We start from the raw sequence: 25,280 nt of genomic DNA, 5'->3' as shown, positions 1-25,280 counted from the left end.
ATCCTGTTGATTTGACAATTTTATATTCCGAGTGTCCAAGCAGTGTTAGGTTTTTGCCAACATGGTCGGCAAAGCCGACGAATCATACACCCATATTGTTCGGCGCTGCCTCAATACCCATCGCCCTGATGGCAACCTCCGCCTAATCGTTTTTCCTGGAAAACAGGGCTTCGATTTCCTCCGCGGCGACGGGCCGGCTATACAAATACCCCTGTGCTTCCCGACACCCGGCTTTCTGGAGAAAGTCAGCCTGTTCCTGGGTTTCCACGCCTTCCGCGATGACCAATAGATTCAGGCTCTTGCCCAGGGCGATCACCGCGTTGGCGATCGCGGCGTCGTTCGTGTCGGCGGGTAAATCACGCACGAAGGACTGGTCGATTTTGATCTTCTGGATCGGTAGCCGCTTCAGGTAGCTCAGCGAGGAATAGCCGGTGCCGAAATCGTCGATGGCCAGGGTCGCTCCCAGGCGGCGGATGCTCTCCAGCTCACGGATGCCGGCTTCGGCCTGCCGCATGATGAAGCCTTCCGTAACTTCCAACTCCAGCCGGGCGGCGGGAAATCCGGTCTTGGCCAGCACGGCTTCCAGGGTATCGGCCAGCCCGCCGCGCTGGATTTGGGGACCGGCCAGATTGACGGCGATTTGCCCGAATTCGATGCCCCGCTCCAACCACGTCCTGCCCTGCAGACAGGCGGTGCGCAGCACCCAGTCGCCGATGGGATGGATCAGACCGCATTCTTCGGCCAAAGGGATGAATTTGCGGGGGGAGACCATGCCGTGTTGCGGATGCCGCCAGCGAATCAGGGCTTCGACGCCAATGATCCGCTGGTTTTGCAGATCGACCTGGGGCTGGTAAAACAGCAGCAATTCGTTCCTGGCAATCGCTTGACGCAGATCGTTTTCCAGCGACACCCGCTCGAAGGCGTTGCGGGTGAGTTCCTCGGTATAAAAGCGGTAGGTATTGCGTCCCTCCTCCTTGGCGCGATACATGGCGGCATCGGCGTTGCGCAGCAGGGTAACGGGGTCCGTGCCGTCCTGCGGGTAGAGGGCGATGCCCACACTGGCGGAAATCGCGATTTGCCGGCCTTCCAGATCGAAAGGATCGCTCAAGGACACTATTAGCTTCCGCGCCGCGACGGCGGCTTTTTCCGGCTCGCCCATGTTCTCCAGCAGCAAAATGAATTCATCGCCACCGACCCGAGCCACGGTGTCCTCCCTGCGGAGGTTGTCCGATAGGCGCTCCGCCACGTTTTTCAGCAGCCGGTCTCCGACCGGATGGCCGAGGCTGTCGTTGATATGCTTGAAGTAGTCGAGGTCGAAAAAGAATACCGCCAGATGGGTGGCATGACGTTCGGCGCGTTTGATGGCTTGTTCCAGTCGTTCGTTGAGCAGCAGTCGGTTGGGCAGGTCGGTGAGCGCGTCGTGGTGGGCCAGGTGGTGCAACTGTTCCTGGGAGTGCTTGATCCCGCTGATGTCGGAGAACACGCCTACATAGTGGCTCAGATGACTGTTGTCGCCGATGACGGCGCTGATGGTCAGCCATTCCGGAAACGCGGAGCCGTCCTTGCGCCGGTTCCAGATCTCGCCCCGCCACTGACCGGTTTCCGTGAGAGACTGCCACAGATTGCGGTAAAAATCGGCTTCGTGACGTCCCGACTTCCACAGGTTTGGGTTGTGCCCGATCACGTCTTCCCGCGTGTAGCCCAGAATTTCGGTGAAGGCGTGGTTGACCTCGATGACCTTGCCGTGTGCATCGGTGATGATAATGCCTTCGGCGGTGTTGTCGAACACGCTGGTGGCAAGGCGCTGCCGCTCCTTGGCCTGTTGGCGCTCGGTAATGTCCCGGAACATCACCACCACACCTCTGACGGCGCCGTTTTCCAGCAGTGGGCTACTGGAATACTCCGCTGGGAAATTGCTGCCATCCTTGCGCCAGAACATGTCGTCCATTTGATGCCGGGTCTGGCCGTCGCGCATACAGGCATGGATCGGACAATCCTCCTCGGGAAAGGGGCTGTCGTCCGCGCGGGAATAGTGCCAGAGCGAATGACCGTGCCTGCCGATCAGTTCTTCGACTTCGTAACCCAGCATGTGCGCGGCGGCGGCGTTGACCACCGTATGTTTCCCTTCCAGGTCCATGCCCATGATGCCCTCGCTCGCCGAGGCCAGAATCAGGGCCTGTTCCCGGCGCAGCCGTGTCACATCCTGGGATTTTTTGTCCAGCTTCTCGGTGAGACGGTCCCGATACATCGCCTCCAGGAAGATTTCAAAGCCCTCGGGAGGTTGCCGGACGGGCAGGGCGCCGTCACGGCACTCGGCGATCACCTGATCGATCATTTCCAGGAACTGCTTCGGTGCCTGCGGTTTGTGGATATAGCGGGAAGCCCCCAGCCACAGACCCAGTTCCTCGTCGTGCTGATTCAGGTAAGTGGCCGTATAGAATACGAAGGGTATGTGCTTCAGTGTTTCGATGCTCTTGATGATTCGGCACAGGGCAAAGCCGTCCATTTCCGGCATCAGAATGTCGGAAATGATCAGGTCCGGCGGTTCGATGCGTGCCCTGTCAAATGCTTGAAGCCCGTTGGCGGCTTCTTCCACACGATAGCCTCGACTCTCCAGCAGGCCGCACAGCAGCACCCGGTTATCCTGGATGTCATCGACGATCAAGATATTCATGATGTCTCTCCGAGTATTTCCCGGATTTGGTCGATCACGCGGGTCGGCTCAATGGGTTTCTCGATATAGCCGGTGCATCCGGCGGCCATCAGCCGCTCCCGGTCCCCGGCCATCGCATAGGAGGTCATGGCGATGATGGGAATAGTGCCGTTGATCTCCGAGGCGCGGATCCGGCGCAGTACCTCGATCCCGTGGATGTCCGGCAGTTGAATATCCAGCAGGATCAGGTCCGGGCGTTCCCTTAAAGCCGTTTCATGGCCGGACTGTCCGGTCGCGCACGCGATGGTGTGATAGCCCCCCCATTGCAGCAGACTGACGATCAGCACCCGATTGTCTTCGTTGTCCTCGATGATCAGGGCCGTGCGCCGGCCTTCTTCTTGTTCAACAATGGTCATGGCGTGCTTCTTCCTCTCCAGGGTGATTTTCCCGCGACATCCGGCGGGCGACCCGCAACGAGAAGGCGCTGCCTTCATCCTGGCGGTGGCTGATCGTGAGGTCTCCGCCCAGGATCTCCCGGGCCAGCTTGCGGGTCAGGTACAGCCCAAGCCCGGTTCCGGAGGCGTGGTTTTTCAATTTCGAATCGAGGCGCACGAAAGGCTGGAAGAGCTGGTTTTGAGCGGATTCGGGGATGCCGATTCCGGTGTCGCTCACCGTGATCTCGATATGGGCGTCATTACATTGGACCATTATCCGCACACTGCCGCGCTCGGTGTATTTTACGGCGTTGCTCAACAGATTGAGCAGGCATTGCAGCAGACGTTTACGGTCGGTGTGCAGGGTAATGCCCTCCGGCATCTCCAGCGTCAACGCCAAGCCCTTTTCCCGCGCTCCTGCTTCCATTGAGGCCATGGCGTCGCTCATTACTTTATCGAGATTGAAGGGGCCGTATTCGATGGCAAGCTTGCCGGCCTCGATCTTGGAGATATCGATGATGTCGGTGATCAGCCCCAGCAGGTGCTTACCGGCGCGATAGGCTCGCTGTAGATAATCCCGCTGCCGCTCGCTGATCGGGCCGGCCATGTCGCCGACGATCATGCCGGTGAAGCCGATGATGGAGTTGAGCGGCGTGCGTAGCTCGTGGGACATGGAGGCGATGAACAGCGACTTGAGGCGGTCCAGTTCCTGTAAGCGCTCGTTGGCGGCGGTAAGCTCGGCGGTGCGGGTGCATACCCGTTCTTCCAGTTCCTGGTTGATTTGCCGAATGCTTCTTTCGGCGGTTTTTTGCACCGTGAGATCGCGGGTGATGCCCAGGATCTCACGGACATCTCCTCGCTCGTCCTGCAAGGGGACACAGGTGATGTGGAGGCTGCGGGCCTGCCCATTCGCTAGGGTGAGGTCCGATTCCAGGGATTCGATAGTGCCCTCGGCCAAAGCTTTTTTAAGTGTAGGCAGATAGGTATTGTATATGTGCGGTGGCCAGATCTCGTCATCCCGGCGGCCGATAAAATCGGTGGTCGGGCGTCCGGTGATCGTGCGGGCAGCCACGTTGATATATTGGATACGTAAATCGCGGTCATAAATGACAACCATGTCCGGTATGTTTTCCAGAGCCCGAAACAACCGCTGACGGCTTTCCCACAACGCCTGCTCAGCCTGCTTGTGCTCGGTAATATCCTCGGTGAAAATGACGATGCCGCCAACAGCCCCGTCGTCCGTGTGCCAGGGCCGCACGACCCAACGCAACCACTGCACCGTACCGTCCAGGCGTTCAAAACGATCTTCATTAGCCTGCACAACCTCGTCTTCCATTCCACGCCGATGCACGGCTTTCCAGTGGTCTGGAATCTCCGGGAAAATCGTGTAGTGGGATTGACCGATGATGTCACGACCTTCCAGGCCGTAGTCCATTGTCCAGCGGCGACTGACGGCGAGGTAGCGCATTTGGCGATCGAACATGGCGAGGGCGGTGGGGGCGTGTTCGATAAAGAGCCGCAATCTTTCCTCGCTCGCGCGCAGCGCCTCCTCAGTCTGCTTTCGCGCCGTGATATCCAATACAACGCCCATCATGCGGCGCGCTTTGCCGTCTTCGTCACGTTCGGCGTTGCCAAGCGCAGCGATCCAGCGCACCTCGCCGTCGGGTCGCACGATACGAGACTCCATACGGTATTCTTTGCCGTCCTCGACACAGGCGCGCACACTTTCCCGCCAGCGCGCCTGGTCGTCGGGATGCACCCATGTCGCCACATCATTAAAAAGGCCACCGAACTCGCTTGGATTGAAACCCCTTATCGCCAGCATTTCGTTTGACCAGTAGACCGTGTGGGTCGCGATGTTCCATTCCCATAAACCGATTCCGGACAGGCGTTGCGCCATGCGGTAACGCTCCTCGCTCTCTCGCAGGGCCTGGTCGGCCTGTTTATACGCGGTGATGTCCAGTCCGAAGGACTGATAGCCGATCGTGTGTCCCGCTTTGTCCGTCAACAGCCGGTTGCTCCAGCGTTGCCAGCGTATTTCGCCGCCCGCGCCGATGACCGGATATTCGTGAGTCACCACCGGCGATTCGGGTGTTAGCGCCTCGATGTCCGCCCTTACCGCCGCGCGATCTTGTTCCGGAATGAATGCAAGGAAGGACCGACCCAGCAGCGCCTCCGGTTGCTGGCCAAAGGCGCTGGCGTAGGCCTCGTTGACGTACTCAAGGATTCCGTCGGGCTGGAAGCGGCACAACAGGCCCGGCATGTCTTCCACCACCGAACGGTAGCGGGCTTCGCTGTCCGCAAGCCGGCGATAACTGACCCGAAGCAGTGCGTAAAGCCCGATGCTGGTCACCACGATGAACAATCCGCCCTTGAGGCTTTGCAGCATCGACAAGGTCTCCGTGCTGGCGATGACCATGTCCAGTAACCGGTCTGAGAGCAGGATCCAAAGCAGGCTGAAGACAAAATAGATGAGGGCAACCCGCAGCGCGGCGTTCCTGGTGAGAGCGATCATGTTGGTGTCCTCGGCAAGACGGCGAACGGGGTAGAGGCTAACCGCGCTGAGTTTTTAAAGAGTCGCAAGCCCCAATCCCGATAAGGAGCGCTTCCATTGGTTATGGGCACGACAAGCGGGCGTCTTGTCCAGGCTGACTTTCGGACAATCCATGATCGTTATAACAGCTTGCGTCTTGACGGAATATGGCGAGGAAAAAATGTCGAAACCCCGCGCGGGGCGGGGTCTTGATTGGAGTCGGTGGGGGTGAGTGTTATTTTTCCGCGGCGGCTTTTTTGACCATCGTGGCTTGCGGACCCTTGGGGCCGACTTTGGCCTCGAACTCGACTTTCTGGTTTTCCGCCAGAGTTCGGAATCCCTTGCCCTCGATGACCGAGTAGTGAACGAACACGTCGCTGCTACCATCCTCGGGGGCGATGAAACCGAAACCTTTGGCGTCGTCAAACCATTTCACAGTACCGGTACGCATTGAATACAAAACCTCAAAGCCAAATAGTGCTTCTCTGCCGGGTCGCTTGGGTACCGGGTCCTCAGCGCTTGGAGGGTCCGGATTCAAGGAGCCCAACTCCGGGCATTGGGAGATTTTCAACCTCAACCCGTGTGGAAAAGTACGTTAACGTCATGTATTCCGCAAGCTTGTTTTATAGGCGCTCCCACCGCTTTAGTACGGGAACGCCCGCCATTTTCAATGTCCGGCAGGGTTGAATTTTGCCAAACAAAACCTTGGAAATTATCGTGGAAAATGATCTCGCCGCCTTGCGCTCCCGCCTGGCCGATTGCCCGACTCGCGACCGCGTCGTGTTGGACCGTCGCCTGCGGGATTTGCGCCGCCGGGCGCGCGAAGGCCAGTCGCTGGAACGCGGTTTGGAGCAGTGGCTCGCCGATCTGGAGAGCGCCGCCGCCCGCCTGCGCGAGCGCCGCGCCGCGCTGCCGACGCCGAATTTCGACGACGCGCTGCCGATCAACGCCCAGCGCGAGCGCATCGCCGCCGCCGTGCGCGCGCATCAAGTCGTGGTGGTCTGCGGCGAAACCGGTTCGGGCAAGACCACTCAGTTACCGAAAATCTGCCTCTCGCTCGGATTGGGCGCGGCCGGGCTGATCGGGCACACCCAGCCGCGCCGGATCGCCGCCCGCTCGGTGGCGGGGCGGATCGCCGCCGAACTGGGTACTTCGGTCGGTGGCCAGGTCGGTTACAAGGTGCGTTTTTCCGACCGGACCGGGCCGGACGCGCTGATCAAACTGATGACTGACGGCATCCTGCTGGCGGAAACGCAAAGCGACCGGCGGCTCGATCAGTACGAAGTCATCATCATCGACGAGGCCCACGAGCGCAGCCTGAATATCGATTTCCTGCTGGGCTATCTCAAGCGATTATTGCCGCGCCGGCCCGATCTGAAACTCATCATCACCTCGGCGACCATTGATCCCGAACGCTTCTCCCACCATTTCGGCGACGCGCCGATCATCGAAGTCTCCGGGCGCACCTGGCCGGTGGAGCTGCGTTATCGACCCTTGTCGGCGGCGGACGAGGACGAGCGCGACCGCGATTTGCAACAGGCGATCCTGGACGCGGTGGACGAAATCTGGCAACAGGGGCCGGGCGATATCCTGGTGTTCCTGTCCGGCGAGCGGGAAATCCGCGAGACCGCCGAGAGCCTGCGCAAGCACCATCCGCCCAATACCGAGATTCTGCCGCTGTACGCCCGGCTTTCGGCCGCCGAACAGAACCGGGTGTTCCAGCCGCACGGCCGGCCGCGCATCGTGCTGGCCACCAACGTCGCCGAAACTTCATTGACCGTGCCCGGCATCCGCTACGTGATCGATCCCGGCACGGCGCGCATCAGCCGCTACAGCCCGCGCAGCCGGATTCAGCGGTTGCCGGTGGAGAAGATTTCCCAGGCCAGCGCCAACCAGCGCGCCGGCCGCTGCGGGCGGGTGATGGCGGGTGTCTGCGTCCGGCTGTACGCGGAAGAGGATTTGCAGAGCCGCCCCCGCTTCACCGACCCGGAAATCCTGCGCACCCATCTGGCGGCGGTGATCTTGCAGATGAGCGCGCTGAATCTGGGGCGGCCGGAGGATTTCCCGTTCGTGGAGCCGCCGGACTCGCGCCAGATCAGCGACGGTTTTCGGCTGCTGTTCGAACTGGGGGCGGTGGACGAGCAGCGGAATATCGCCACACTGGGCCGGCAACTGGCGAAACTGCCGGTCGATCCGCGCCTGGGGCGGATGCTGCTGGCGGCGCAAGGCGAGAGTTGTCTGCGCGAAGTGCTGGTGATCGTCGCGGCGCTGGCGATTCAGGACCCACGCGAGCGACCGCTGGAAAAGCAGCAAGCGGCGGATGAGAAGCATCGCCGCTTTCGCGATGAACAGTCCGATTTTTTGTCCTTGCTCAAGTTGTGGGACTACTACCACGAGCAGGCCCATCAGCTTTCCAAGAACCAATTGCGCAACCGTTGCCAAGCCGAGTTTCTGTCTTTCGTGCGAATGCGGGAATGGCACGATCTGCATCAGGAATTGCTGGGACGGGTGACCGAAATGGGGATGCGGCTGAACAGCGAGCCGGCGCCCTATGACGGCCTGCACCGCGCCTTGTTGAGCGGCCTGCTCGGTCATCTGGGCCTGAAGCAGGAGGAACATGCCTACCTCGGCGCGCGCGGTCGCAATTTTTACCTGTTCCCCGGTTCCGGGCTGTTCAAGAAGCGGCCACGCTGGGTGATGGCGGCGGAGGTGGTGGAAACCAGCCGGCTGTTTGCCCGCACCGTGGCGCGCATCGAGCCGGAATGGGTGGAACGCCTGGCCGGGCCGTTGCTCAAGCGCAGCTATGCCGAGCCGCATTGGGAGAAACGCTCCGCCCAGGTGACTGCCACCGAGCGGGTCACGCTGTACGGCCTGCCGGTGGTCGTTGGCCGACGCGTCAATTACGGGCCGCTCGATCCGGTGCTGGCGCGCGAGCTTTTCATTCGTCACGCCCTGGTCGAGGGCGAGTTTCACTGCAAGGCGCCCTTCTTCCAGCACAATCGGCAACTGCTGGCGGAATTGGAGGAATTGGAAGTCCGCGCCCGCCGCGATCTGACGGCCGACGAGGAGGCGCTCCACCGCTTTTACGACGAGATCATCCCCGCAGGCATTTATAGCGGCCCGTCATTCGAGACCTGGCGCAAGCGGGCCGAGCGGGATCAGCCCCGATTGCTGTTTCTCGACCGGGCGGCCTTGCTGGCGGCGGCGGGACCGGTGGCGGATGGCGAGCGCTTTCCCGATCATCTCGATCTGGACGGCTTGAAGCTGCCGCTGAGCTACCGTTTTACCCCCGGCGCGGACGACGACGGCGTGACGCTGACCGTGCCGCTGGCGGCGGTCAATCAGGTGGACCCCAGGCGGCTGGACTGGTTGGTGCCCGGTTTGCGGGCCGAGCGGATGGCGGCGCTGCTAAAGTCGCTACCCAAGGCGCTGCGGCGTCATTTCGTGCCGGTGCCCAACTACGCGGGGGCGCTGCTGGAGGCGATCGTGCCGGATGCGCGGTCGCTGGTCGAGGCCATGACCGAGCAGTTGCAGCGCATGACCGGCGTGCGGGTGCCCGAGGAGGCGTGGCATCCCGAAGCCGTTCCCGGTCATCTGCGGATGCGGTTTCGCGTGGTGGACGCCGAGGGTTTGGAACTGGCGATCGGGCGCGACTGGGCGGCGATTCAGCGGCAATTGCGTGGCGAGGCGCGCGCCGGGTTCGCGGCGCTGCCCACCCCGGAATTTGAGCGGGAGCGGCTGCGCGACTGGGATTTCGGCGAGTTGCCGGAGGAGGTGAGCTTCGTCCGCAATGGGATTCAATTGCGCGGTTATCCGGCGCTGGTCGCGGAAGCCGATGGATCGTTGTCGCTGCGGGTGCTGGATTCGCCGGCGCGGGCCGAGATGGCGACGCGGGCTGGCTTGCGGCGGCTGATCGGCTGGCGGCTGGGACCCGTGTTCAAAACCCTGGCGCGCGATCTGCCGCAGTTTCAGCGCATGACCCTGCATTTCGTCGGGCTGGGCACGCAGGAGACTTTGCGCGAGGATTTATTGAACGCCATTCTCGACCGGGCTTTTCTGGCTGATGGGCCGCTGCCGCGCGACCGGGCGGCGTTCGAGGCATTGCTGGAGCGCGGCAGGACCCGGCTGAGCGCCGTGAGAGGGGAGATCGGCGAAATGGCCGCCGCGATTCTGGCCGCCTATCACGAGGTCCGGCGGGCGCTGAGCGACGAGCCGGTTTGGGCCGAAGCGATGGCCGACATTCGCGATCAACTGGCGCATTTGATCTATCCCGGCTTTCTCGGCCGGACCCCGCCGGAGTGGCTGCCGCATTTGCCGCGCTATCTGCGCGCCATCGCGCTGCGCGTGCAGAAGCTGCGGCAGGCGCCGGACAAGGATCGCCAGCGGCGTGGCGACATCATGCGCTTATGGGAGGGCTGCAAGCGACAACTGGAGCGGGATGCCGGGCGGGAACGGTATGACGCGGAACTGATCCGCTTCCGCTGGCTGTTGGAGGAACTGCGGGTGTCGCAGTTCGCCCAGGAGTTGAAGACGGTCGCGCCGGTGTCGCTCAAGCGACTGGAGGAGCAGTGGAGCAGGGTGCGGCGGGGGTGAAGGTTGCTCCCTCTATCTTTGGTGCTCGGACGCCATTTCGTGGATTCCTGGCTGTGCCGAGTGGTGTTTGCGCGGTTACGCCGCGTGTCGTTTCAGTGGCCAGCGCACGTCGATCTCGTCCCAGGGCACGAAGACCCGCCCATCTTCATCCTTGTCGATCACCGTCCACTCCATCAATACCGTCACGTCTTTATGGACGTTGCGGTAATGCCGCCCGAGCTGCTTGGCCAGCGCATAAATGGTGAGCGGACCCGTTGTCTTGAGTGCTTCGACCAGTTCCCAACGCTTGGGCGTGAAGACTTCGCCGAGTTGCGCCATTGTTTCGAAACCGACCCCGCAATAAGGCTCGATGGGCTGACCGGCCAGCGCATTTTCGAGCGTAGCGCCGAACCGGTCGAGTGCAACCCGCGCCGGCTGGATTTCGATATGCAGGACGTTGAGGGTCATGGCTGAATCTCCTGTATGTCTTTCATGAAATCGGCCAACAGGGTGGATACATCCACGAAGCGGTATGCGATTTCGGCGCCGCGCAGGTGTTTGTGATCGCCCTTGCCGCGCTCGTTGTCGTAGCCCACCACCCGTTCACCGGCCACCACATACACCAGGCGGTATTTGTAGCGGTGCTCGCTCGGTGGCACGGGTTCGGGGACTTGCCAGATCACACCCTCGATACGGCCAACGCCGAATGCCTGCTTGAATGAGTAGACCGGCGTCGCTTTCATGGCGCTTATTGTGTCCCACGGTATGGTGCGCAACAAGCCCCATATGCCGGATGGTCAGGCGGCTGGAGGAGCAATGGAGCAGGGTGAGGAATGCGTGATCTGAATCTAGCGCGGGTCGGTTTTTTTGGATTGGAAGCATGCTCGTTCCCAAGGTTCGCCGGATGCGAGGTCGAACCAGGATAAGGCGTCGGTCCCGTTCGTGCCTGGAGTGGCTGTGATGGTTGTTTTTTATCCCCGCAACCACGATGCGGTGACTAAAACGACCACGAGCCAGAAGACAGCTCCAACCAGAACGTTTAAACCCGTGAATAACCAGGTCTTGGTTATGTTTTCATTCGAATAGGCGTGCCATCTGGGTTTCTTGCGTCCAAGCGTAAGCACATAAAGAACCAGTTCTCCGGTGTAAAAGAGAAATATTTCGGCAACAAGCCAGACCAGGAACCGTAGTACAGCCCCTAAAACTCCTCTGAGGAGTCCATCGGCCAGATCATCAACCACGATTGTCCTTTCTTATCCCAGGACGATAGTAGGCATCATTCAAAGATTCGTTTTGTTTCCAATGCTTCTTGCGTCAGCTTCAGACGCAAAGGTATGTCCTTTTCGTCATGGATATCCAGGTTCAAAGCAAAAAACCACACGTCCTTGGTTGTTTCCACGTAGCCCACATACCAGCCGATTTTCGGTTTTGAATTGCCAGCGACACCTGTTTTGGCTCGTATTGTGAAAGTCGGGGTTTGCTCGACAACCATGATTTGTCGTAGCGTTTCGTAAGACGATGTGCTGAATGGAAGAGAGCGTTGATAAACTTTTTTGAGGAATGCCACTTGATCTATTGCGCTGACTTCAAGCGAGCCATCAAGCCAGAATGTGGTCTCCACAAAAGGCTCGTGTAATTCGCCATAAGCGGATTTCCGTAGATAACTACGATACTTCTCCACGCCGACCTTGCGGGCAAGCTCCTGAAAACACCAGACACAAGAGACTTTGAATGCGCTTTCCAGTGTTTGGTCATGGTTCCAATTTGAGATGGGGTAAATATGTCCATCCCATTTGAATATGTCGTCTTTTCCTGAAATTGCCTTTTCTTCAAGCACAATCAGCGTGTTCAATATTTTGAATGTAGATGCTGCCGTGAATCTGCGGTTTGCGCGGGGATCGTTGTGGATGAATGTCTGCCCACTGTGCAGTGAAGAGATGACAATAGTTCCATCAATGCCTTGCTGGGCAAATAGCTTTGCGATTGCCTGGTCTTCAGCAATGGCTTGAACCGAAAAGAAGGCGATAAATAAAGTGATGAAGAGTTTATACATGTGTTGGTGTTTAATAGAGAAGTCCCCAAATAATTATCTTGAATATTTTCAACCTGTTACGATTTAGTTATAAAAAATTATTTTATTTAATCAATAAGTTAGAGTTGATTTTTTTAAATTAGCCCCCATTTTGTTCAATGAGTTGGCGACCTAAAAATTTTTCAGATTCTTACGAATAGATTCCGAAACCATTTCCATAATATGGCCGATCAGGTTATTTTATTGGTTGCCGGCTTGTGTAACCTTAAAAATAACTATGCTGTTCAATAGGTTATGAAATTTATTTGGGAACAGGTCTAGTGTGTGATTTTTTGGGATGATTTCCACGAATTTCACTGAGCAAGTCCTGAATGGAGGAAAGACTTTTCTATTAACTGCGTGGTCTAATTGAAAAATTCAGAATAAAGTCTTTCAGTCGACTGTTTGATGGATCAATATCAAATGCGCTGCAGAAGAGTGCTAAAGCGCGCGCCAATTCCTTTCGAAAGCGTTGCAAAGAAAGAAACATTTTGTATTTTCCGTGTTGTGTTGATGTGTCAATATTATGAAGCTTATGCAGTTCTTCACTCATTACAAGAATAAGTCGCAGCAAAATTGTTTTTACAGATTCTTCTCCGCATCTAATTCGAAAATCCTCCGTTTCTCTTTTTATTTCTTCAATACTCCTTATCACTGCAATTTGAACTTCGTCGTCAAGTGGTGCCAGCAACACGTTTTTTGTTTCGAGATACTGGATGTAATTTTTCAGTTCTGAAAGATCTGTTCTTTTATGGGTTAAGTCTTTTATAGATATGCCGGAAATTGAAGCTGCTGATCCAAAAAATGAAACTATATCGAGAAAAATACTCATGGTCGGCCTCGAGTGCGTGATACTATGGGCAAAATGAGTTTATGAAGTTAAATAAGGCTCCATCAAAATGGAATGTTATCAGATTCTTCATCAGATTCCTCATCAAACTCCATTTCCAGAAAGCAATCATGCATCAATCGATCAACCTGCTCCGATGTTAAGGACCGGACATTACCATCGTAGTGGCGGGCAACCGAACCTACTTTCCAGCGATCAGCGAAGCGCTCATAAAGGGTATGTGACCAAGGGAGCGCCGCGTTCCCGCTCAACTCCCTCCAGTCCCAGCGCTCGGCGTAGCGTTCGATCAGCGCCTCGCTCCAGGGCAGCGCCGCGTTCTGGCTCAACCCACTCTTTATCCTATGCCCCCAGTCCCAGCGCTCGGCATAGCGCTCGATCAGCGCCTCGCTCCAAGGCAGCGCCGCGTTCCAACTCAACCCTCCCCAGTCCCAGCGCTCGGCGTAGTGTTCGATCAGCGCCTCGCTCCAAGGCAGCGCCGCGTTCCAACTCAACCCTCCCCAGTCCCAGCGCTCGGCGTAGCGTTCGATCAGCGCCTCGCTCCAGGGCAGCGCCGCGTTCTGGCTCAAGCCCTTCCAGTACCAGTGCTTGGCATGGCGGTCGATGAACGCCTCGCTCCAAGGTGGCGCCTCGTTCTGGCTTAAGACGTACCAGTGGTACCCCCAGCGGTCGGCGTGGCGCTCGATGAATGCCTCGTTCCAAGGCAGCGCCTCGTTCCAGCACATGCCGATCCAGTAGTCCCCCCAGCGGTCGGCGTGGCGCTCGATGAATGCCTCGTTCCAAGGCAGCGCCGCGTTCCCGCTCAACCCTTCCCAGTTCCAGCGCTCGGCGTAGCGGTCGATGAACGCCTCGCTCCAAGGCAGCGCCGCGTTCCCGCTCAAGCCACTCCAGCTCCAATATTCGGCGAAACGGTCGATGATGACCTCGCTCCAAGGCAGCGCCTCGTTCCAGCTCAACTCTTCCCAGTCCCAGCGGTCGGCGTGGCGCTCGATGAATGCCTCGCTCCAAGGCAGCGCCTCGTTCCAGCTCAAGATACTCCAGCTCCAATATTCGGCGAAGCGGTCGATAATGGCCTCGCTCCAAGGCAGCGCCGCGTTACAGCTCAACTCTTCCCAGTCCCAGCGGTCGGCGTGGCGCCCAAGAAACTCTTCATCCAACGGGTAATGTCGTGACACCACCAACCGAAAAAACTCTGGATGCCGCCGAAAGAACGCCTCGGTATCCTGCCGCTCCAACTCCCCCAGCACCCGATTTGCGATTCGGGTTCGTCGTTCGATATGCGCCGGTAAGTCACCGCTGGCAACGGACACCAGCGCCCGTTCAAAATTCGTCATCGTCCTCTTCCTCCAATTGCGCTCGCAACCGTTCGATGTCTCCGGCCAAGCGCTGGCGGGCCTCGGCAAAATATCGCTCCCAATCGGCGATACCGGTCAGCGTGCGATAAGTCTCGTGAGCGCGCAGGCTCTTGAGCACGGCCAGCAAGCGTTCCACCTCCAGCCGCAACTGCGCCATCCGCCGATGGAGTTGATCGCCCTCGGTCAGCACTGTGGCCGGATCGGCGAACGGTCGCCCGCTCTTGAGTTGCCGATGCAGCCGGCGCAAGGTGTCCAAATCGCCCTGCTGGTATGCCGCTCGCACCTGAACAAACAGCGCTTCGGCCTGCGCCTTGTCCGCCTCCGTTACCCGATCCGGATGGCACTGCATACAGGCTTCCCGGAACAGCCGCTTGAGTTCCGCCTGCTGGTCGGAATCGAGCCGGGGCGCTTCGGGCATCCGTTCCACCTCTTCCCGGCTCTGTCGGTAGTCGGCGTAGTTCTCACGGGCTTGGGTGTGGGCCTCCCGATCCGCTTCCGTCGCATTGTCTCGTTCGGCTCGCCGCTGCCAGTAAAGCCGCCGCAAGCACAGCGATTCTTCCAGCAGATCGCCCAGCGCTTCCTGCTGGCGGCGGGCGAATTCCTGAATCAACCGCTCCGTTTCCGCCTGTTCCTGGCTCAAGGCCACCACCTGCGCCTCTAGCGTGCGTAGTTCCAAGCGCAGCGCCGCCAGTTCGGGATCTTCATACGGCATCAGCGCCAAACCCCGCGCCAGCAACGCCGCCAAACTGGCTTGTGCCGCCGCCCAGTCCTGCTGCTGCAATTGATCCAGCAATTCGGCAATCGCCGGCAACGACCGGGCTGCTTCCAGGCGTGATACCTGCGCCGCCAGCATCTCGAAATCCTCCAGCAGCAGCAGGTTATGGACGACCTCCAGCCGGCGCAGCAATTGTCGGCTGTCCAGCGCCGGTTCGCGCGGCCGCAAGCAGTGCTTGTCCAACAATTGCGCGAATGCCTCGGAATATCCAGCCGCTAGTGCCGCATCGCCCCGCACCCGCAAAATATTTTCGTCGGCCTGGCTGGCGCGGCGGGTCCAGTTGTAGGAACCGGTGATTACCCCGTCCTCGTCGATGACGCAGAACTTGTGATGCAGCGAGCCTTGGCTGTTCTCGGCTTCGGGAATCCAGAACACCTCGCCGCCCGCCGCCCGTAGTCGCTCCATGTTCAGGCCGGACCGGCGGTTGATCGCATCGTCCAGCAGAGCCAGCCGCACCCGGCAGCCACGCCGGGCCGCCTTGAGCAGCGCCTCGAACAGCACCGGATCGGTCAGCCAGGCCACCGCCGCCTCGATAGACCGCCGCGCGTCGCCCAGTTCGGCAACGATGACGGCTTGAATGTCAGTGAAATGCGCTTGAATTTCCATGGGTTCATCCCGGGCTGAAGCGGGGTGGCGGTTTTCGGAAACAGGCTGGCTGTCTGAGAAGTGTCAAATATTTATATCATTAAATTCTTTGAATTTACCTGACGGACACTGAATCAACAGAAAAAATAGGCCGCTCCCCATGCGATGGAGCGGCCTTGTAGTGACGAGGGCTACCTGGATGGCCAGCTTTCGATGGCCTGTTGCAGTTCCCAGATGTTGCCGGATCAGAGAAAGCGCGGCAAGTGCGCGGGTCTGGGAGGATAAATCGCGGATGGGCTTACCCATTTCCTTGGTAAGTTGATCCAAAAAACAGCGTGGCAGCAAAGTAGGTCGGCCAGCCGCTCGCGCAGGGCAGGTAAATCGAAAATACATTCAGCCGGTAGTACAGACCTGCGCGGAACTGAGTCTCTGGGGAATGCAAGATAAGGCGGCAAGTGTACTGGAGCCTGCCGCCCAAGATATTCAGCGCACTCTTTCGACCGTGATCGTCGCCACGGGATTGCGCCAATCGTAATCGGCGGCGCTCAAGTCGCCGATGCCGTGAATCCCGGCATGAACGTGCACGAAGCCTTCACCGCCAGCCTCGGGCGAGCCACCCGCGCCGCCGCAGGTCGGGCCGGGAATCGAGGTGCACAGTTCGTCGTTGGGCTCGGAACCGGCATCGTAGCCGGGAACCCTATAGGTCTGGCTGCCGAAACGCGGGACTTCCACACCATTCAGGGCAATGAAGCCATCGTTGGTCGGCAGGATCATCGCCGCCAGACTGATCCGGTTGGCGTTGCCGGCGGGAACCTCAACCGTGACCGACTGGCCCGGACCCAGCAGTCCCTCCGAATGTCCGGTGCCCACCACCCGGCCGGAGTTGCGCAACATATCCTCCAGAGGCATGGTGTCGCCGCCCTCGGCCATGGCCGCCAATTCATCACTCGCCGCTTTCCCCAACTCGAACAGCTCGACGCCCGGCCGGTGGCTGGCGACCAGAATCGGGGTGAAGGACGAACCTCGGGTGAGGTTGGTGATCGTGACGGCGTACCTCGGGTTGCCGTAGTAAGCGGCGATGCCCGCGTAATCATTGGAAGACTGCGCCTGGGCGCCGGTCAGGGGAACGGCCAACAATAGGGATGTAGCCAAGACAGCCGACAGTTTCATCGTCAATTCCTCCGGATGGGGATGAGAGTTCGGGAAGTGCTGCGTTACCCGGAACTCACTATGCCGTCCCCGCTTCACGGAAAATTCACGGACTCATCACAATTCCATCACGGCGCCGGCGGGCGAGCGATCCCTCGCGGCGGCGATACGCGCCGGTAGTTCGAAGCTGAACCGCGTGCCTCGCTCCAACCCGCTGGAGACGCGCAGTTCGCTGCCGTGTAACTCGACGATGCGCTTGGCGATGGCCAGGCCCAGACCCAGATGGCCGCCGTCGTCCTTCGCCGGGTTCGAACCGCGATAAAACCGGTCGAACACATGGGGCAAATCCCGTGGCGTGATGCCGTGGCCGGTGTCGGTGACGGCGAAAGTGGCGGTTCCGTCCGTTGCTCGCAATTCCAGGGCGACGATGCCGGCGGGCGGCGTGTGGTGCAGGGCGTTGAGGATCAGATTGTCCAGCACCCGTTCCAGCAAACCGATGTCGGCATCGACGAACAGCGCGGCGGCCGGCAAGCGCACGATCAGGCGGATGCGATGCTCGCGGGCGGGCAACGGGTATTTCTGCGCGATGTCTTGCAGCAGTTCGGCGGCGGCGAAGCACTCGCGGCGCGGCTGGATGGCATGGGCGTCGAGCTTGGCCAGTTCGAACAGATCGCCGACCAGCCGGCCCAGGCGTCGCGAGTGGCGCAGGGCGGCATCGAGATAAATCGCTCGGTCGGCGTCGGCGAGTTGGCCAGCCTTCATTTGCAGCGTTTCCAGATAGCCATGCAGCGCGGCCAGCGGGGTGCGCAGATCGTGCGAGACATGATTGACCAACTCGCGCCGCAGGGTGTCGCGCTCTTGCAAGCTCCCGATCAGGGCTTGCAGGCGCTGCGCCATCCGGTCGAAATGCGCGCCCAGTTGCTCGATCTCATCGCCTTGCGCGCCTTGGCCTTGATAGGGCGCGTAAGCCGTGAAATCGCCGCGCTGGAACTCGTCCACCAGTACTGCCAGCCGTCGCAGTCGGCGGGTCAACAGCCGAAACAATAGCAGTCCCGCCAGCAGCCCGGCTAACAGACTGCCAACCAGCACCCAGGCGCTGAGCCGCAGCAGCAGGCTGTCCTGATAGAGTCGTTCGAACGACTCGTACATCTGGCCGCGCAGCACCACGTACAGATACCCTTCGGGCCGTTCCGTCGAGGGGACCGGCGTGGCCGAGAAACTCTTGCGGGCGTCGTGGCTGCGCGGGTCGTCGCCGAGAATCGGCAACTCGGCCCCGGCCAGAAAGGCGCGAATCGGCTCCAGGGCGACATGGTCGCGTTTGACCGCCGCCGGTTCGGCGGAGTAGGCGAGAATCGCGCCGTCCAGGTCCAGCAGATAGATTTCGATGCTGGGGTTGATGGTCATGTAGCGCTCGAAGGTGGCTTTCAGCGCTCGTGGATCGAGTTTGCCCTCGGCGACCAGTCCCTGGTCGGCGACCAGATTGCGGGCCAGATCGCGGTTGAAACGCTGTTGCGCTTCCTGCAAGTAACGCTGGGTCAGGCCGTGGCTGATCAGCCCATGGCTCAGGCCGATGGCGCCCAGCAGCACCGCCAGCGCCAGCGCCAGTTTGCCGTACAGGGTGTTCAGCATGATTCGGCGAACTTGTAGCCGACACCCCAGACGGTCAGGAGGTAGCGGGGTTCCGCCGGATTCGGTTCCAGCTTGGCGCGCAGGCGGTTGATGTGCGAATTGACCGTGTGTTCGTAGCCGTCGTGGCCGTAGCCCCAGACCTGATCGAGCAGTTGGCCGCGACTGAACACCCGGCCGGGATGGCGGGCGAAATACAGCAGCAGGTCGAACTCCCGGGCGGTGAGCGACAACTCCCGGTCAGCGAGGGTGACTCGGCGCTTGTCGGTTTCGATCAGCAGTTCGCCACGGGTGATGCGCTCGTCGGCTGACTTGGCATCGCCGTGCTTGCCCAAGGCCTCGGCCCGGCGCAGCAGGGCTTTCACCCGCGCCAGCAGTTCCGGGAAGCTGAACGGCTTGACCAGATAATCGTCCGCGCCCAGTTCCAGCCCCAACACCCGGTCGAGTTCCGAGGACTTGGCGGTCAGCATCAGGATCGGTACGTAGTCGCCGCCGGCCCGCAGCTTTTGGCAAACGGTCAGTCCGTCCAGATCGGGCAGCATCAAATCCAGAATCACCAGGTCGTAACGGTCGCGGGCGTACAGGGCCAGCGCATCCTGCCCGCAATCGGCGATCTCCGCCTGGCAGTGGATATCCTGGAGGTGCAGCTTGACCAGCGCGGCGATATCGCGGTCGTCCTCGACCAGCAGCACCGTGCGAGCCATCGATTTCCGTGGGGTGTGCGTGTCGGCCAAGATGAAAACCCTCGCGCCGGGCAATTGTGGATCAAGGCATGATCGGCCCGGAAAGTCACAATTTCATCACGCCGCGCCCGCCAGACCGCCGGTCTTCCGGCTATCGCGGCTTTCAACCCGCCAGCAGCAAGCGTCCCGCCATCAGCGCCACCACCAGCAGGAACACCGGGCGGATGAACGGTGCGCCGTAGCGGATGGCGCTGTGGGCGCCGATGAACGCCCCGAGCATCAGGGTCACGCCCATGGTCAGGCCGACGCTGTAATCGATGTTGCCCAGGATGACGAAGGTTAGCAGCGCGGTGAGGTTGCTGACGAAATTCATGAAGCGCGCCACTCCGGCGGCGGCCACCAGATCCAGGTGGAACAGCTTCATCGCCGCCACCATCCAGAACGCGCCGGTGCCGGGGCCGATGAAACCATCGTAAAAACCGATCAACCCGCCGGCCAGCAGCTTGACCCCGCGCCGGCTCGCGGGCGTTACCGGCGCCGCCGCTTGGGGGGTTTGGACCGGCGGCGTTCGGCGCGGCCAGATCAGATAGCCCGACGCCAGCAGGATCGCCAGCGGCAGCAGCGTCTTCAGCGTACCGGCGCTCAACAGATAAATCAGCACCGCGCCGAGCAGTGCCCCGACGCAGGTGCCGAAACTCATCGCCCACCACAACACCGGTTGGAACAGGCCCTTGCGGATGAAGGTCAGCGAGGCGCTGAAGGTGCCGAAGGTGCCGACCAGCTTGTTGGTACCGACCACCAGATGCGGTGGCATTCCGATGCTCAGCAGCGCGGGCATGACCAGCATCCCGCCGCCGCCGGCGATGGCGTCGATGAAACCCGCCAGCAGGGCAATGATACCCAGCAGCAGGATGGTGGCGGGTTCCATGGTGGCGGGGTCGATTCAGGAAACGGCGATGGTTTCGGTCAGGGTCTCGGCCAGCGATGCCAGCAGGGCTGTCAGGGCAGCCGGATCGGGCAGGCGCTCGACCGCCTCGGCCGGCGGTTCCGGGCCGATGCCCAGGGCGATGCCGCCCAAGGCGTGCGCCGCCGCCAGCGCCGGCACGTCGTTGGCGGCGTCGCCGGCATACAACACCAGCGCCGGTTCCGCGCCGCCTTGGGCGACGAGGGTCCGTAATGCCGTGCCCTTGTCGTGTTCGATGGCCGGTAGCACTTCGATGGCCAGCGGTCCGTCCAGTACGTGCAGGGCGGCGGCGTGTGGCGTCAGCAAAGCCGTGGTTTCGGTGCACAGCGCTTCGACTCGTTCCGGTGCCAGTTGCCGATAGTGCACGGTAAAACCGAACGGTTTCTGTTCCACCCAGGCGCCGGGATAGGTGGCCAATTGGGCCTTGATGGCGGCACTCAGGGCATCGAGCAGAGGCCGGCTGGCCAGCGCCTCGGCGGGAATCAGGCGCTTTCCACCCAGTTCCAGTTCCAGTCCGGTGGAACCGCCGTAACTCAGTCCGGCCAGACCGACCATGCCAATGAGGTCGTCGAGCCCTCGACCGCTGACCATCCCGACCGTCACTCGGGGAATCGCCGCCAGCCGGGTCAGGGCCTCGCGCAGCGCGGGGTCCAGCGCCGCCAGGCGGGGATGCGCGACCAGCGGGGTCAGTGTGCCGTCGTAATCGAAAATCAGGACCAGGCGCTGGCCCCGGTGGTGGGCGGCGCGCAGCTTTTCCAGAATGTCCTGGCTGGTGGAGAGCATCAAGCGGTTTCCTGAGTGGATGGCGCAGGAGCCGGGTCGGTGGTCAGGGTTTCCAGGAAATCGGCGGCCCAACGATAGATATTGTGTTCCTCCACATGCCGCCGCATTCGCGTCATGCGTTCCCGCCGTTCGTCCGAGGGCATCTCCAAGGCCCGCTGGATCGTGTCGGCGAACTGATCGACGTCGTAGGGGTTGAAGATCAGCGCGTCGCTCAACTCGCGGGCCGCGCCGGCGAATTCCGAGAGGATCAATATCCCGTCCAGATCGGAGCGGGCCGCCACGAATTCCTTGGCCACCAGGTTCATGCCGTCGTGCAGCGAGCTGACGATGTTGATTTCGGCCAGCCGCATGAAGGCGTGGATGGTTGCCGGGTTTTGGTCGCCGACCAGAAAGCGGATCGGTTTCCAGGCAGCGGTCTGGAAGCGCCAGTTGATGGTGTCGACCAGCGATTCCAGCTCGTTGAGGTGGTCCCGGTAGCGACGGAGATAGCCGCGGCTGGGGGTGCTCAACTGTACCAGGGTGAACTGGCCCCGGTAGCGGGGGTAGCGCTCCAGAAAACGCGCGACGGCGCGGAACCGCTCCGGCAGTCCCTTGGTATAGTCGATTCGGTCGATCCCAACCGCAACCCGTATATTGTCCAGCGAGTAGCGGTCGCGTAGTTCGTCGATTTGATGGGCCAAATGAATGCCGCTGGGCGCCTGGCGCTCGCTCCAGGGTTGGACCCCGATGGGAAACGGTCGGACCCGCGAAACGTGATCGTGCGACTCCACGGTCAACCGGTCCCAGTCCATCCGGGCCTCGGTCATCCGATCGGCGGTATCGAGGAAATTGTTGCAATATTGCTGAAGGTGGAAACCGATCAGATCCGCGCCGAGCAGGCCGTGCAGCAGTTCGGCTCGCCACGGACAGATGCGGAATGCTTCCGGGTTGGGCCAGGGGATGTGCCAGAACAGACCGACCGCCAAATCCGGGCGGGCGTCCTTCAGCAGGCGTGGCACCAGCGCCAAGTGGTAATCCTGCACCAGCACCACCGCGGGATCGGTACCGAGCTCTTCCAGGGCGGCGGCGGCGAAACGCTGGTTGACGCGCAGATAGTGTTCCCAATTACTGGCCCGGAATACCGGCCGTTCGTGCGCCAGATGGCAGAGTGGCCACAGCCCTTCGTTGGCGAAGCCGTGGTAATAACCGCGTTCCTCTTCCCGGCTCAGCCATACCCGCCGCAGGGTATAGGCGGGATCGTCCGGCGGTACCGCCAGCCGCCCTTGATCGTCGGCGGTCATGCGGTCGGCGCTGCCGGCGCCGTGGGCGATCCATACGCCACCGCCGGCCCGCAGCACCGGATCAAGGGCGGTGACCAGCCCGCCGGCGGGGGTGCGGAGCTGGGTTTTGCCATCCTGCAACTCGTGCAGGTAGGGTTCGCGGTTGCTGAGCACCAGCAGACGGCGGCCGTGCAGGCGATCGGCCATATGGGCTTGCAGCTGCTCGCGAGTCCAGCCGCGATCGGTTTGCGTCACCGCCCGCGCCCGCGCCCGTTGCGTCGAGCGCGCGGTCCGCAACGAGTTGGCCAACCGGTCGTTTTCGTGGGCCAGCCGCGCGGCCGGCGGTTCAAGCAGCGGTTCGTTGTCGTCGCCGCCGCGCAGCTGCCGCACCCATTCCGTCATCCGCTTGAGTGGGCGGTCGTACAGCAACCAGGCGCCCACGACCACCAAGGTCAGCAGCAGCAGGGTGACGATACCTACCCAGAATCCGAATCGAACCCGCCGATTGATGACGCGCTCATCCACCTGCGCCATATCCTGAACCACCACCAGCACACCTTGCGGTTGACCGTCCGTCGCCCGAATCGCCGAGGCGAGGATATAGACACGGCCCTGATCGGTGAGGGTGGACTCAGTGATGTCTTTCTGTTCCTTGAGTGTCCGGGCAACGACTTTATCGAGATCGGCGGCGTATTCCCGCACCGCCTTGCCGGCGGCGAGCAGGCGGCCATCCGGTCGATAGACCGCCAATCCGATCAGCGGCGGATAACCTTCCAGGGTGGAACTCAGCGCCGCCGCCGCTTCGCGATCCGGCAGTTGCAGCGCGGCCTGGACCGAATAGGCCATTTGATGGGACAGCACGTAGGCGCGCCGGTCCATTTCTTCCAGGTCGGCGGTGCGCTCCCGCTCGACCTGAAACCAGGCCAGGGCGCTGATCAGCAGGCCCACCAGCCCGGCGACCAGCAGGCCCATCCGCAGCGCGTTGGGCAGGCGATATTTGGTTTTCGTGGGCATGAATATCTCTCGGGCAGGATTCCGCCAACGAGGGACGGATTCGGCTCATGGGGTTCGCTCAGGCCAGCAGCCGGCGCAGAATAGCTTGGTAGATTCGGCTCAGTCGTTCCAGATCGGTGACGGGCAAGCGTTCGTCGATCTGGTGGATGGTGGCGTTGGATGGCCCAAGTTCGATCACCTGCGCGCCGGTGGGCGCGATGAAGCGCCCGTCGGAGGTACCGCCGGCGGTGGACAGTTCCGGTTCCAGCCCGGTTTCGGCGCGGATCGCGGCGGCGGCGGCGGTCACCAGTTCGCCGGGCGGCGTAAAGAACGGCGACCCCGACAGGTTCCAGTCCAGTTCGTACTGGAACACCTGGCCGGTCTTGATTTCTTCGTTGAACAGGCCGGTTTCGATGATCAGGCGGGTGCGTTCCTCAAGCTGCCCGACCGTGACCGCCGGTGAAAAGCGGAAGTTGAACAACAGTTCCAGATCGCCGGGCACGACGTTGACCGCGCCGGTGCCGGAATGCAGGTTGGACATCTGCAACGAAGTCGGCGGGAAGCACTCGTGACCCTGATCCCAGACTTCATCCGCCAGCGCGCCGAGAATCGGCCCGATCGCGTGGATCGGGTTCTGGGCCAGGTGGGGGTAGGCGACGTGGCCCTGCTTCCCGCGCAGTCGTAGTCGGCCGTTCAGCGAGCCACGCCGGCCGTTTTTGATCGTATCGCCCAGTTGGGCCGAACTGGACGGTTCGCCCACCAGACACCAGCGGATTTTTTCGCCGCGCGCCTCCAGCCGCTCCACCACCTTGATTGTGCCGTCCACCGCCGCGCCTTCTTCGTCGCTGGTGACGAGGAAGGCGATGGAGCCGCGTGGACGCGGGCAGTCAGCGAGGAAGCGCTCGCAGGCGGTGACCATTGCCGCCAGGCTGCTTTTCATGTCGGCCGCGCCGCGCCCGTACAGCCAGCCCTCGCGGATTTCCGGGGCGAACGGCGGCGATTGCCAGCGCTCCAGCGGGCCGGGCGGCACCACGTCGGTATGGCCGGCGAAGGCGAACAGCGGCCCGTCGTCGCCATGCCGCGCCCAGAAGTTATCCACTTGGCCGCAGCGCAGCCGCTCCACCCGGAAGCCGAGCGCCGCCAACCGCGCGATCATGAGTTCTTGGCAGCCGGCGTCCTCGGGGGTGGTCGAGGGCCGGCGGATCAGGTTGAGAGCAAGGTCCAGGGTGGAGGGCATGGTCGGCAGGGGTCGAGTCCGGTCGGGAAGCGGTAATTCGTGCCTTGAAGTCTATCTTACTCCGGTGAAAAGTCGGAAGCGCCATGGGCGGTCCAACGCTGGTGGCCGGTCCGAATCAGGGTGGTGAGCGCGGCCAGTCGATCCGGTTGCGAGAAGTCCGAGTGGTCCCGGGCGTACTGTTGGGCGGCGAAAATCGCCAGTTCTTCGCCGAGAATGGCTTCGAGCGTTACCGCGCCGAGATGAAAAGCGGTGCTGGCCGGAGGAGCGGTACGGGTTAGATCGAGTAAGGGCTCAACGGCGGGCAAGCCGATCTTCGATAGGGCCACGGCCGCCGGAAAGGAGTACCAGTGCGGGTTGCCTTCGTCGGATACCAGGGAAAAGGAGGTGTCTCTAATCGTAATCAGTCTGGCCAGCAAGGGTGCGGCTGCGGTTGCCTTGATGTCACCCAGCAAGGTTATGGAAAACCAGTCCTTGCTCTTGGTGGCGACTCGCTGGCTTTTGAGAAATATGCTTTCTTGTCCGCCGACGATATCCATGAGTTCCCGGACATCGGCTTCGCGCTGATTCAAGTAATGTTCGACGAGGTTCTCCAGTTCCGTGCCGGATGTGCTACGTAACGAAGAGAGCGCTGGGCTTTGCGTTTCTGATGTCATGGCTTGGGACACTCCTATCGATAGGGTAACGACAATGGCGGCCGCGATATATCCAGATAAAGTGCGTGCCATTAAAATGGAATATTGGAAAAATCGAATAGCCATCAT

At 61.0% G+C, this 25,280-nt stretch carries 20 protein-coding genes; 1 reads left to right on the top strand and 19 read right to left on the bottom strand.

Going from position 1 to position 25,280, the window contains the following annotated elements; translation table 11 throughout:
- Positions 1-142 precede the first annotated feature (142 nt).
- From IPM89_08475 to IPM89_08460, 4 genes are all read right to left on the bottom strand, one after another.
- The gene (locus IPM89_08475) at positions 143-2,674 is read right to left on the bottom strand and encodes an EAL domain-containing protein (protein QQS52973.1); all 2,532 of its coding nucleotides are present in this window, start codon (positions 2,672-2,674) and stop codon (positions 143-145) included.
- Complete coding sequence (locus IPM89_08470; protein ID QQS52972.1) at positions 2,671-3,069, bottom strand: response regulator; 399 nt, start codon at positions 3,067-3,069, stop codon at positions 2,671-2,673. The genes IPM89_08475 and IPM89_08470 overlap by 4 nt, the downstream gene beginning before the upstream one ends.
- Positions 3,056-5,506, bottom strand: a complete 2,451-nt coding sequence (locus IPM89_08465) for a PAS domain S-box protein (protein QQS52971.1) — start codon at positions 5,504-5,506, stop codon at positions 3,056-3,058. The genes IPM89_08470 and IPM89_08465 overlap by 14 nt, the downstream gene beginning before the upstream one ends.
- A 349-nt stretch (positions 5,507-5,855) precedes the next feature.
- Entirely contained in the window at positions 5,856-6,071 is a 216-nt protein-coding gene (locus IPM89_08460) for a cold-shock protein (protein QQS52970.1), read from the bottom strand.
- Positions 6,072-6,331: 260 nt separating this feature from the next.
- Between IPM89_08460 and hrpA the strand changes: the two genes are divergently transcribed.
- A complete protein-coding gene (gene hrpA, locus IPM89_08455; protein ID QQS55847.1) occupies positions 6,332-10,213 on the top strand; it encodes an ATP-dependent RNA helicase HrpA in 3,882 nt (1,293 codons plus the stop codon).
- 75 nt (positions 10,214-10,288) lie between these two features.
- On the opposite strand, the gene IPM89_08450 is transcribed toward hrpA, so the two are convergent.
- The 15 genes from IPM89_08450 to IPM89_08380 all read right to left on the bottom strand — a co-directional run bounded on the left by IPM89_08450 (position 10,289) and on the right by IPM89_08380 (position 25,280).
- A complete protein-coding gene (locus IPM89_08450; protein QQS52969.1) occupies positions 10,289-10,660 on the bottom strand; it encodes a hypothetical protein in 372 nt (123 codons plus the stop codon).
- The gene (locus IPM89_08445; protein ID QQS52968.1) at positions 10,657-10,935 is read right to left on the bottom strand and encodes a hypothetical protein; all 279 of its coding nucleotides are present in this window, start codon (positions 10,933-10,935) and stop codon (positions 10,657-10,659) included. The genes IPM89_08450 and IPM89_08445 overlap by 4 nt, the downstream gene beginning before the upstream one ends.
- A gap of 228 nt (positions 10,936-11,163) precedes the next feature.
- Positions 11,164-11,433 (bottom strand): hypothetical protein, encoded by a 270-nt coding sequence (locus tag IPM89_08440; GenBank protein QQS52967.1) that lies wholly within the window; start codon positions 11,431-11,433, stop codon positions 11,164-11,166.
- Positions 11,434-11,468: 35 nt separating this feature from the next.
- Complete coding sequence (gene blaOXA, locus IPM89_08435) at positions 11,469-12,245, bottom strand: class D beta-lactamase (GenBank protein QQS52966.1); 777 nt, start codon at positions 12,243-12,245, stop codon at positions 11,469-11,471.
- A gap of 370 nt (positions 12,246-12,615) precedes the next feature.
- Positions 12,616-13,095 (bottom strand): hypothetical protein, encoded by a 480-nt coding sequence (locus IPM89_08430; protein ID QQS52965.1) that lies wholly within the window; start codon positions 13,093-13,095, stop codon positions 12,616-12,618.
- A 62-nt stretch (positions 13,096-13,157) separates the two neighbouring features.
- Positions 13,158-14,444, bottom strand: a complete 1,287-nt coding sequence (locus tag IPM89_08425; protein QQS52964.1) for a hypothetical protein — start codon at positions 14,442-14,444, stop codon at positions 13,158-13,160.
- Positions 14,431-15,846 (bottom strand): DUF1669 domain-containing protein, encoded by a 1,416-nt coding sequence (locus tag IPM89_08420; protein QQS52963.1) that lies wholly within the window; start codon positions 15,844-15,846, stop codon positions 14,431-14,433. Before IPM89_08420 ends, IPM89_08425 begins: the two co-directional genes overlap by 14 nt.
- A 462-nt stretch (positions 15,847-16,308) precedes the next feature.
- Positions 16,309-16,995 (bottom strand): spondin domain-containing protein, encoded by a 687-nt coding sequence (locus IPM89_08415; GenBank protein QQS52962.1) that lies wholly within the window; start codon positions 16,993-16,995, stop codon positions 16,309-16,311.
- Between the two features lie 96 nt (positions 16,996-17,091).
- Complete coding sequence (locus IPM89_08410) at positions 17,092-18,603, bottom strand: HAMP domain-containing protein (protein ID QQS52961.1); 1,512 nt, start codon at positions 18,601-18,603, stop codon at positions 17,092-17,094.
- Positions 18,597-19,304: a response regulator transcription factor gene (locus IPM89_08405; protein QQS55846.1), complete on the bottom strand. Its 708-nt coding sequence runs from the start codon at positions 19,302-19,304 to the stop codon at positions 18,597-18,599. The genes IPM89_08410 and IPM89_08405 overlap by 7 nt, the downstream gene beginning before the upstream one ends.
- Positions 19,305-19,446: 142 nt before the next feature.
- Positions 19,447-20,211: a TSUP family transporter gene (locus tag IPM89_08400; GenBank protein ID QQS52960.1), complete on the bottom strand. Its 765-nt coding sequence runs from the start codon at positions 20,209-20,211 to the stop codon at positions 19,447-19,449.
- 15 nt (positions 20,212-20,226) lie between these two features.
- Positions 20,227-21,030 (bottom strand): trehalose-phosphatase, encoded by an 804-nt coding sequence (gene otsB, locus IPM89_08395; protein QQS52959.1) that lies wholly within the window; start codon positions 21,028-21,030, stop codon positions 20,227-20,229.
- Entirely contained in the window at positions 21,030-23,303 is a 2,274-nt protein-coding gene (locus IPM89_08390) for a trehalose-6-phosphate synthase (GenBank protein QQS52958.1), read from the bottom strand. The genes otsB and IPM89_08390 overlap by 1 nt, the downstream gene beginning before the upstream one ends.
- A gap of 58 nt (positions 23,304-23,361) precedes the next feature.
- Complete coding sequence (dapE, locus tag IPM89_08385; protein QQS52957.1) at positions 23,362-24,519, bottom strand: succinyl-diaminopimelate desuccinylase; 1,158 nt, start codon at positions 24,517-24,519, stop codon at positions 23,362-23,364.
- A 56-nt stretch (positions 24,520-24,575) separates the two neighbouring features.
- Complete coding sequence (locus IPM89_08380; GenBank protein ID QQS52956.1) at positions 24,576-25,280, bottom strand: hypothetical protein; 705 nt, start codon at positions 25,278-25,280, stop codon at positions 24,576-24,578.

The organism is Candidatus Competibacteraceae bacterium (genome assembly GCA_016699715.1).
Taxonomy (GTDB): domain Bacteria; phylum Pseudomonadota; class Gammaproteobacteria; order Competibacterales; family Competibacteraceae; genus Competibacter.
This window is presented reverse-complemented; position numbering and strand designations above follow the sequence as displayed.

Coding starts and splice junctions, on each gene's coding strand:
- IPM89_08420 (QQS52963.1), bottom strand. CDS start 15,846: ATGGAAATTCAAGCGCATTTCACTGACATTCAAGCCGTCATCGTTGCC.
- IPM89_08410 (QQS52961.1), bottom strand. CDS start 18,603: ATGCTGAACACCCTGTACGGCAAACTGGCGCTGGCGCTGGCGGTGCTG.
- IPM89_08445 (QQS52968.1), bottom strand. CDS start 10,935: ATGAAAGCGACGCCGGTCTACTCATTCAAGCAGGCATTCGGCGTTGGC.
- IPM89_08475 (QQS52973.1), bottom strand. CDS start 2,674: ATGAATATCTTGATCGTCGATGACATCCAGGATAACCGGGTGCTGCTG.
- IPM89_08415 (QQS52962.1), bottom strand. CDS start 16,995: ATGAAACTGTCGGCTGTCTTGGCTACATCCCTATTGTTGGCCGTTCCC.
- blaOXA (QQS52966.1), bottom strand. CDS start 12,245: ATGTATAAACTCTTCATCACTTTATTTATCGCCTTCTTTTCGGTTCAA.
- IPM89_08380 (QQS52956.1), bottom strand. CDS start 25,280: ATGATGGCTATTCGATTTTTCCAATATTCCATTTTAATGGCACGCACT.
- IPM89_08465 (QQS52971.1), bottom strand. CDS start 5,506: ATGGTCATCGCCAGCACGGAGACCTTGTCGATGCTGCAAAGCCTCAAG.
- IPM89_08400 (QQS52960.1), bottom strand. CDS start 20,211: ATGGAACCCGCCACCATCCTGCTGCTGGGTATCATTGCCCTGCTGGCG.
- IPM89_08405 (QQS55846.1), bottom strand. CDS start 19,304: ATGGCTCGCACGGTGCTGCTGGTCGAGGACGACCGCGATATCGCCGCG.
- IPM89_08470 (QQS52972.1), bottom strand. CDS start 3,069: ATGACCATTGTTGAACAAGAAGAAGGCCGGCGCACGGCCCTGATCATC.
- IPM89_08425 (QQS52964.1), bottom strand. CDS start 14,444: ATGACGAATTTTGAACGGGCGCTGGTGTCCGTTGCCAGCGGTGACTTA.
- IPM89_08430 (QQS52965.1), bottom strand. CDS start 13,095: ATGAGTATTTTTCTCGATATAGTTTCATTTTTTGGATCAGCAGCTTCA.
- dapE (QQS52957.1), bottom strand. CDS start 24,519: ATGCCCTCCACCCTGGACCTTGCTCTCAACCTGATCCGCCGGCCCTCG.
- IPM89_08460 (QQS52970.1), bottom strand. CDS start 6,071: ATGCGTACCGGTACTGTGAAATGGTTTGACGACGCCAAAGGTTTCGGT.
- IPM89_08390 (QQS52958.1), bottom strand. CDS start 23,303: ATGCCCACGAAAACCAAATATCGCCTGCCCAACGCGCTGCGGATGGGC.
- IPM89_08450 (QQS52969.1), bottom strand. CDS start 10,660: ATGACCCTCAACGTCCTGCATATCGAAATCCAGCCGGCGCGGGTTGCA.
- otsB (QQS52959.1), bottom strand. CDS start 21,030: ATGCTCTCCACCAGCCAGGACATTCTGGAAAAGCTGCGCGCCGCCCAC.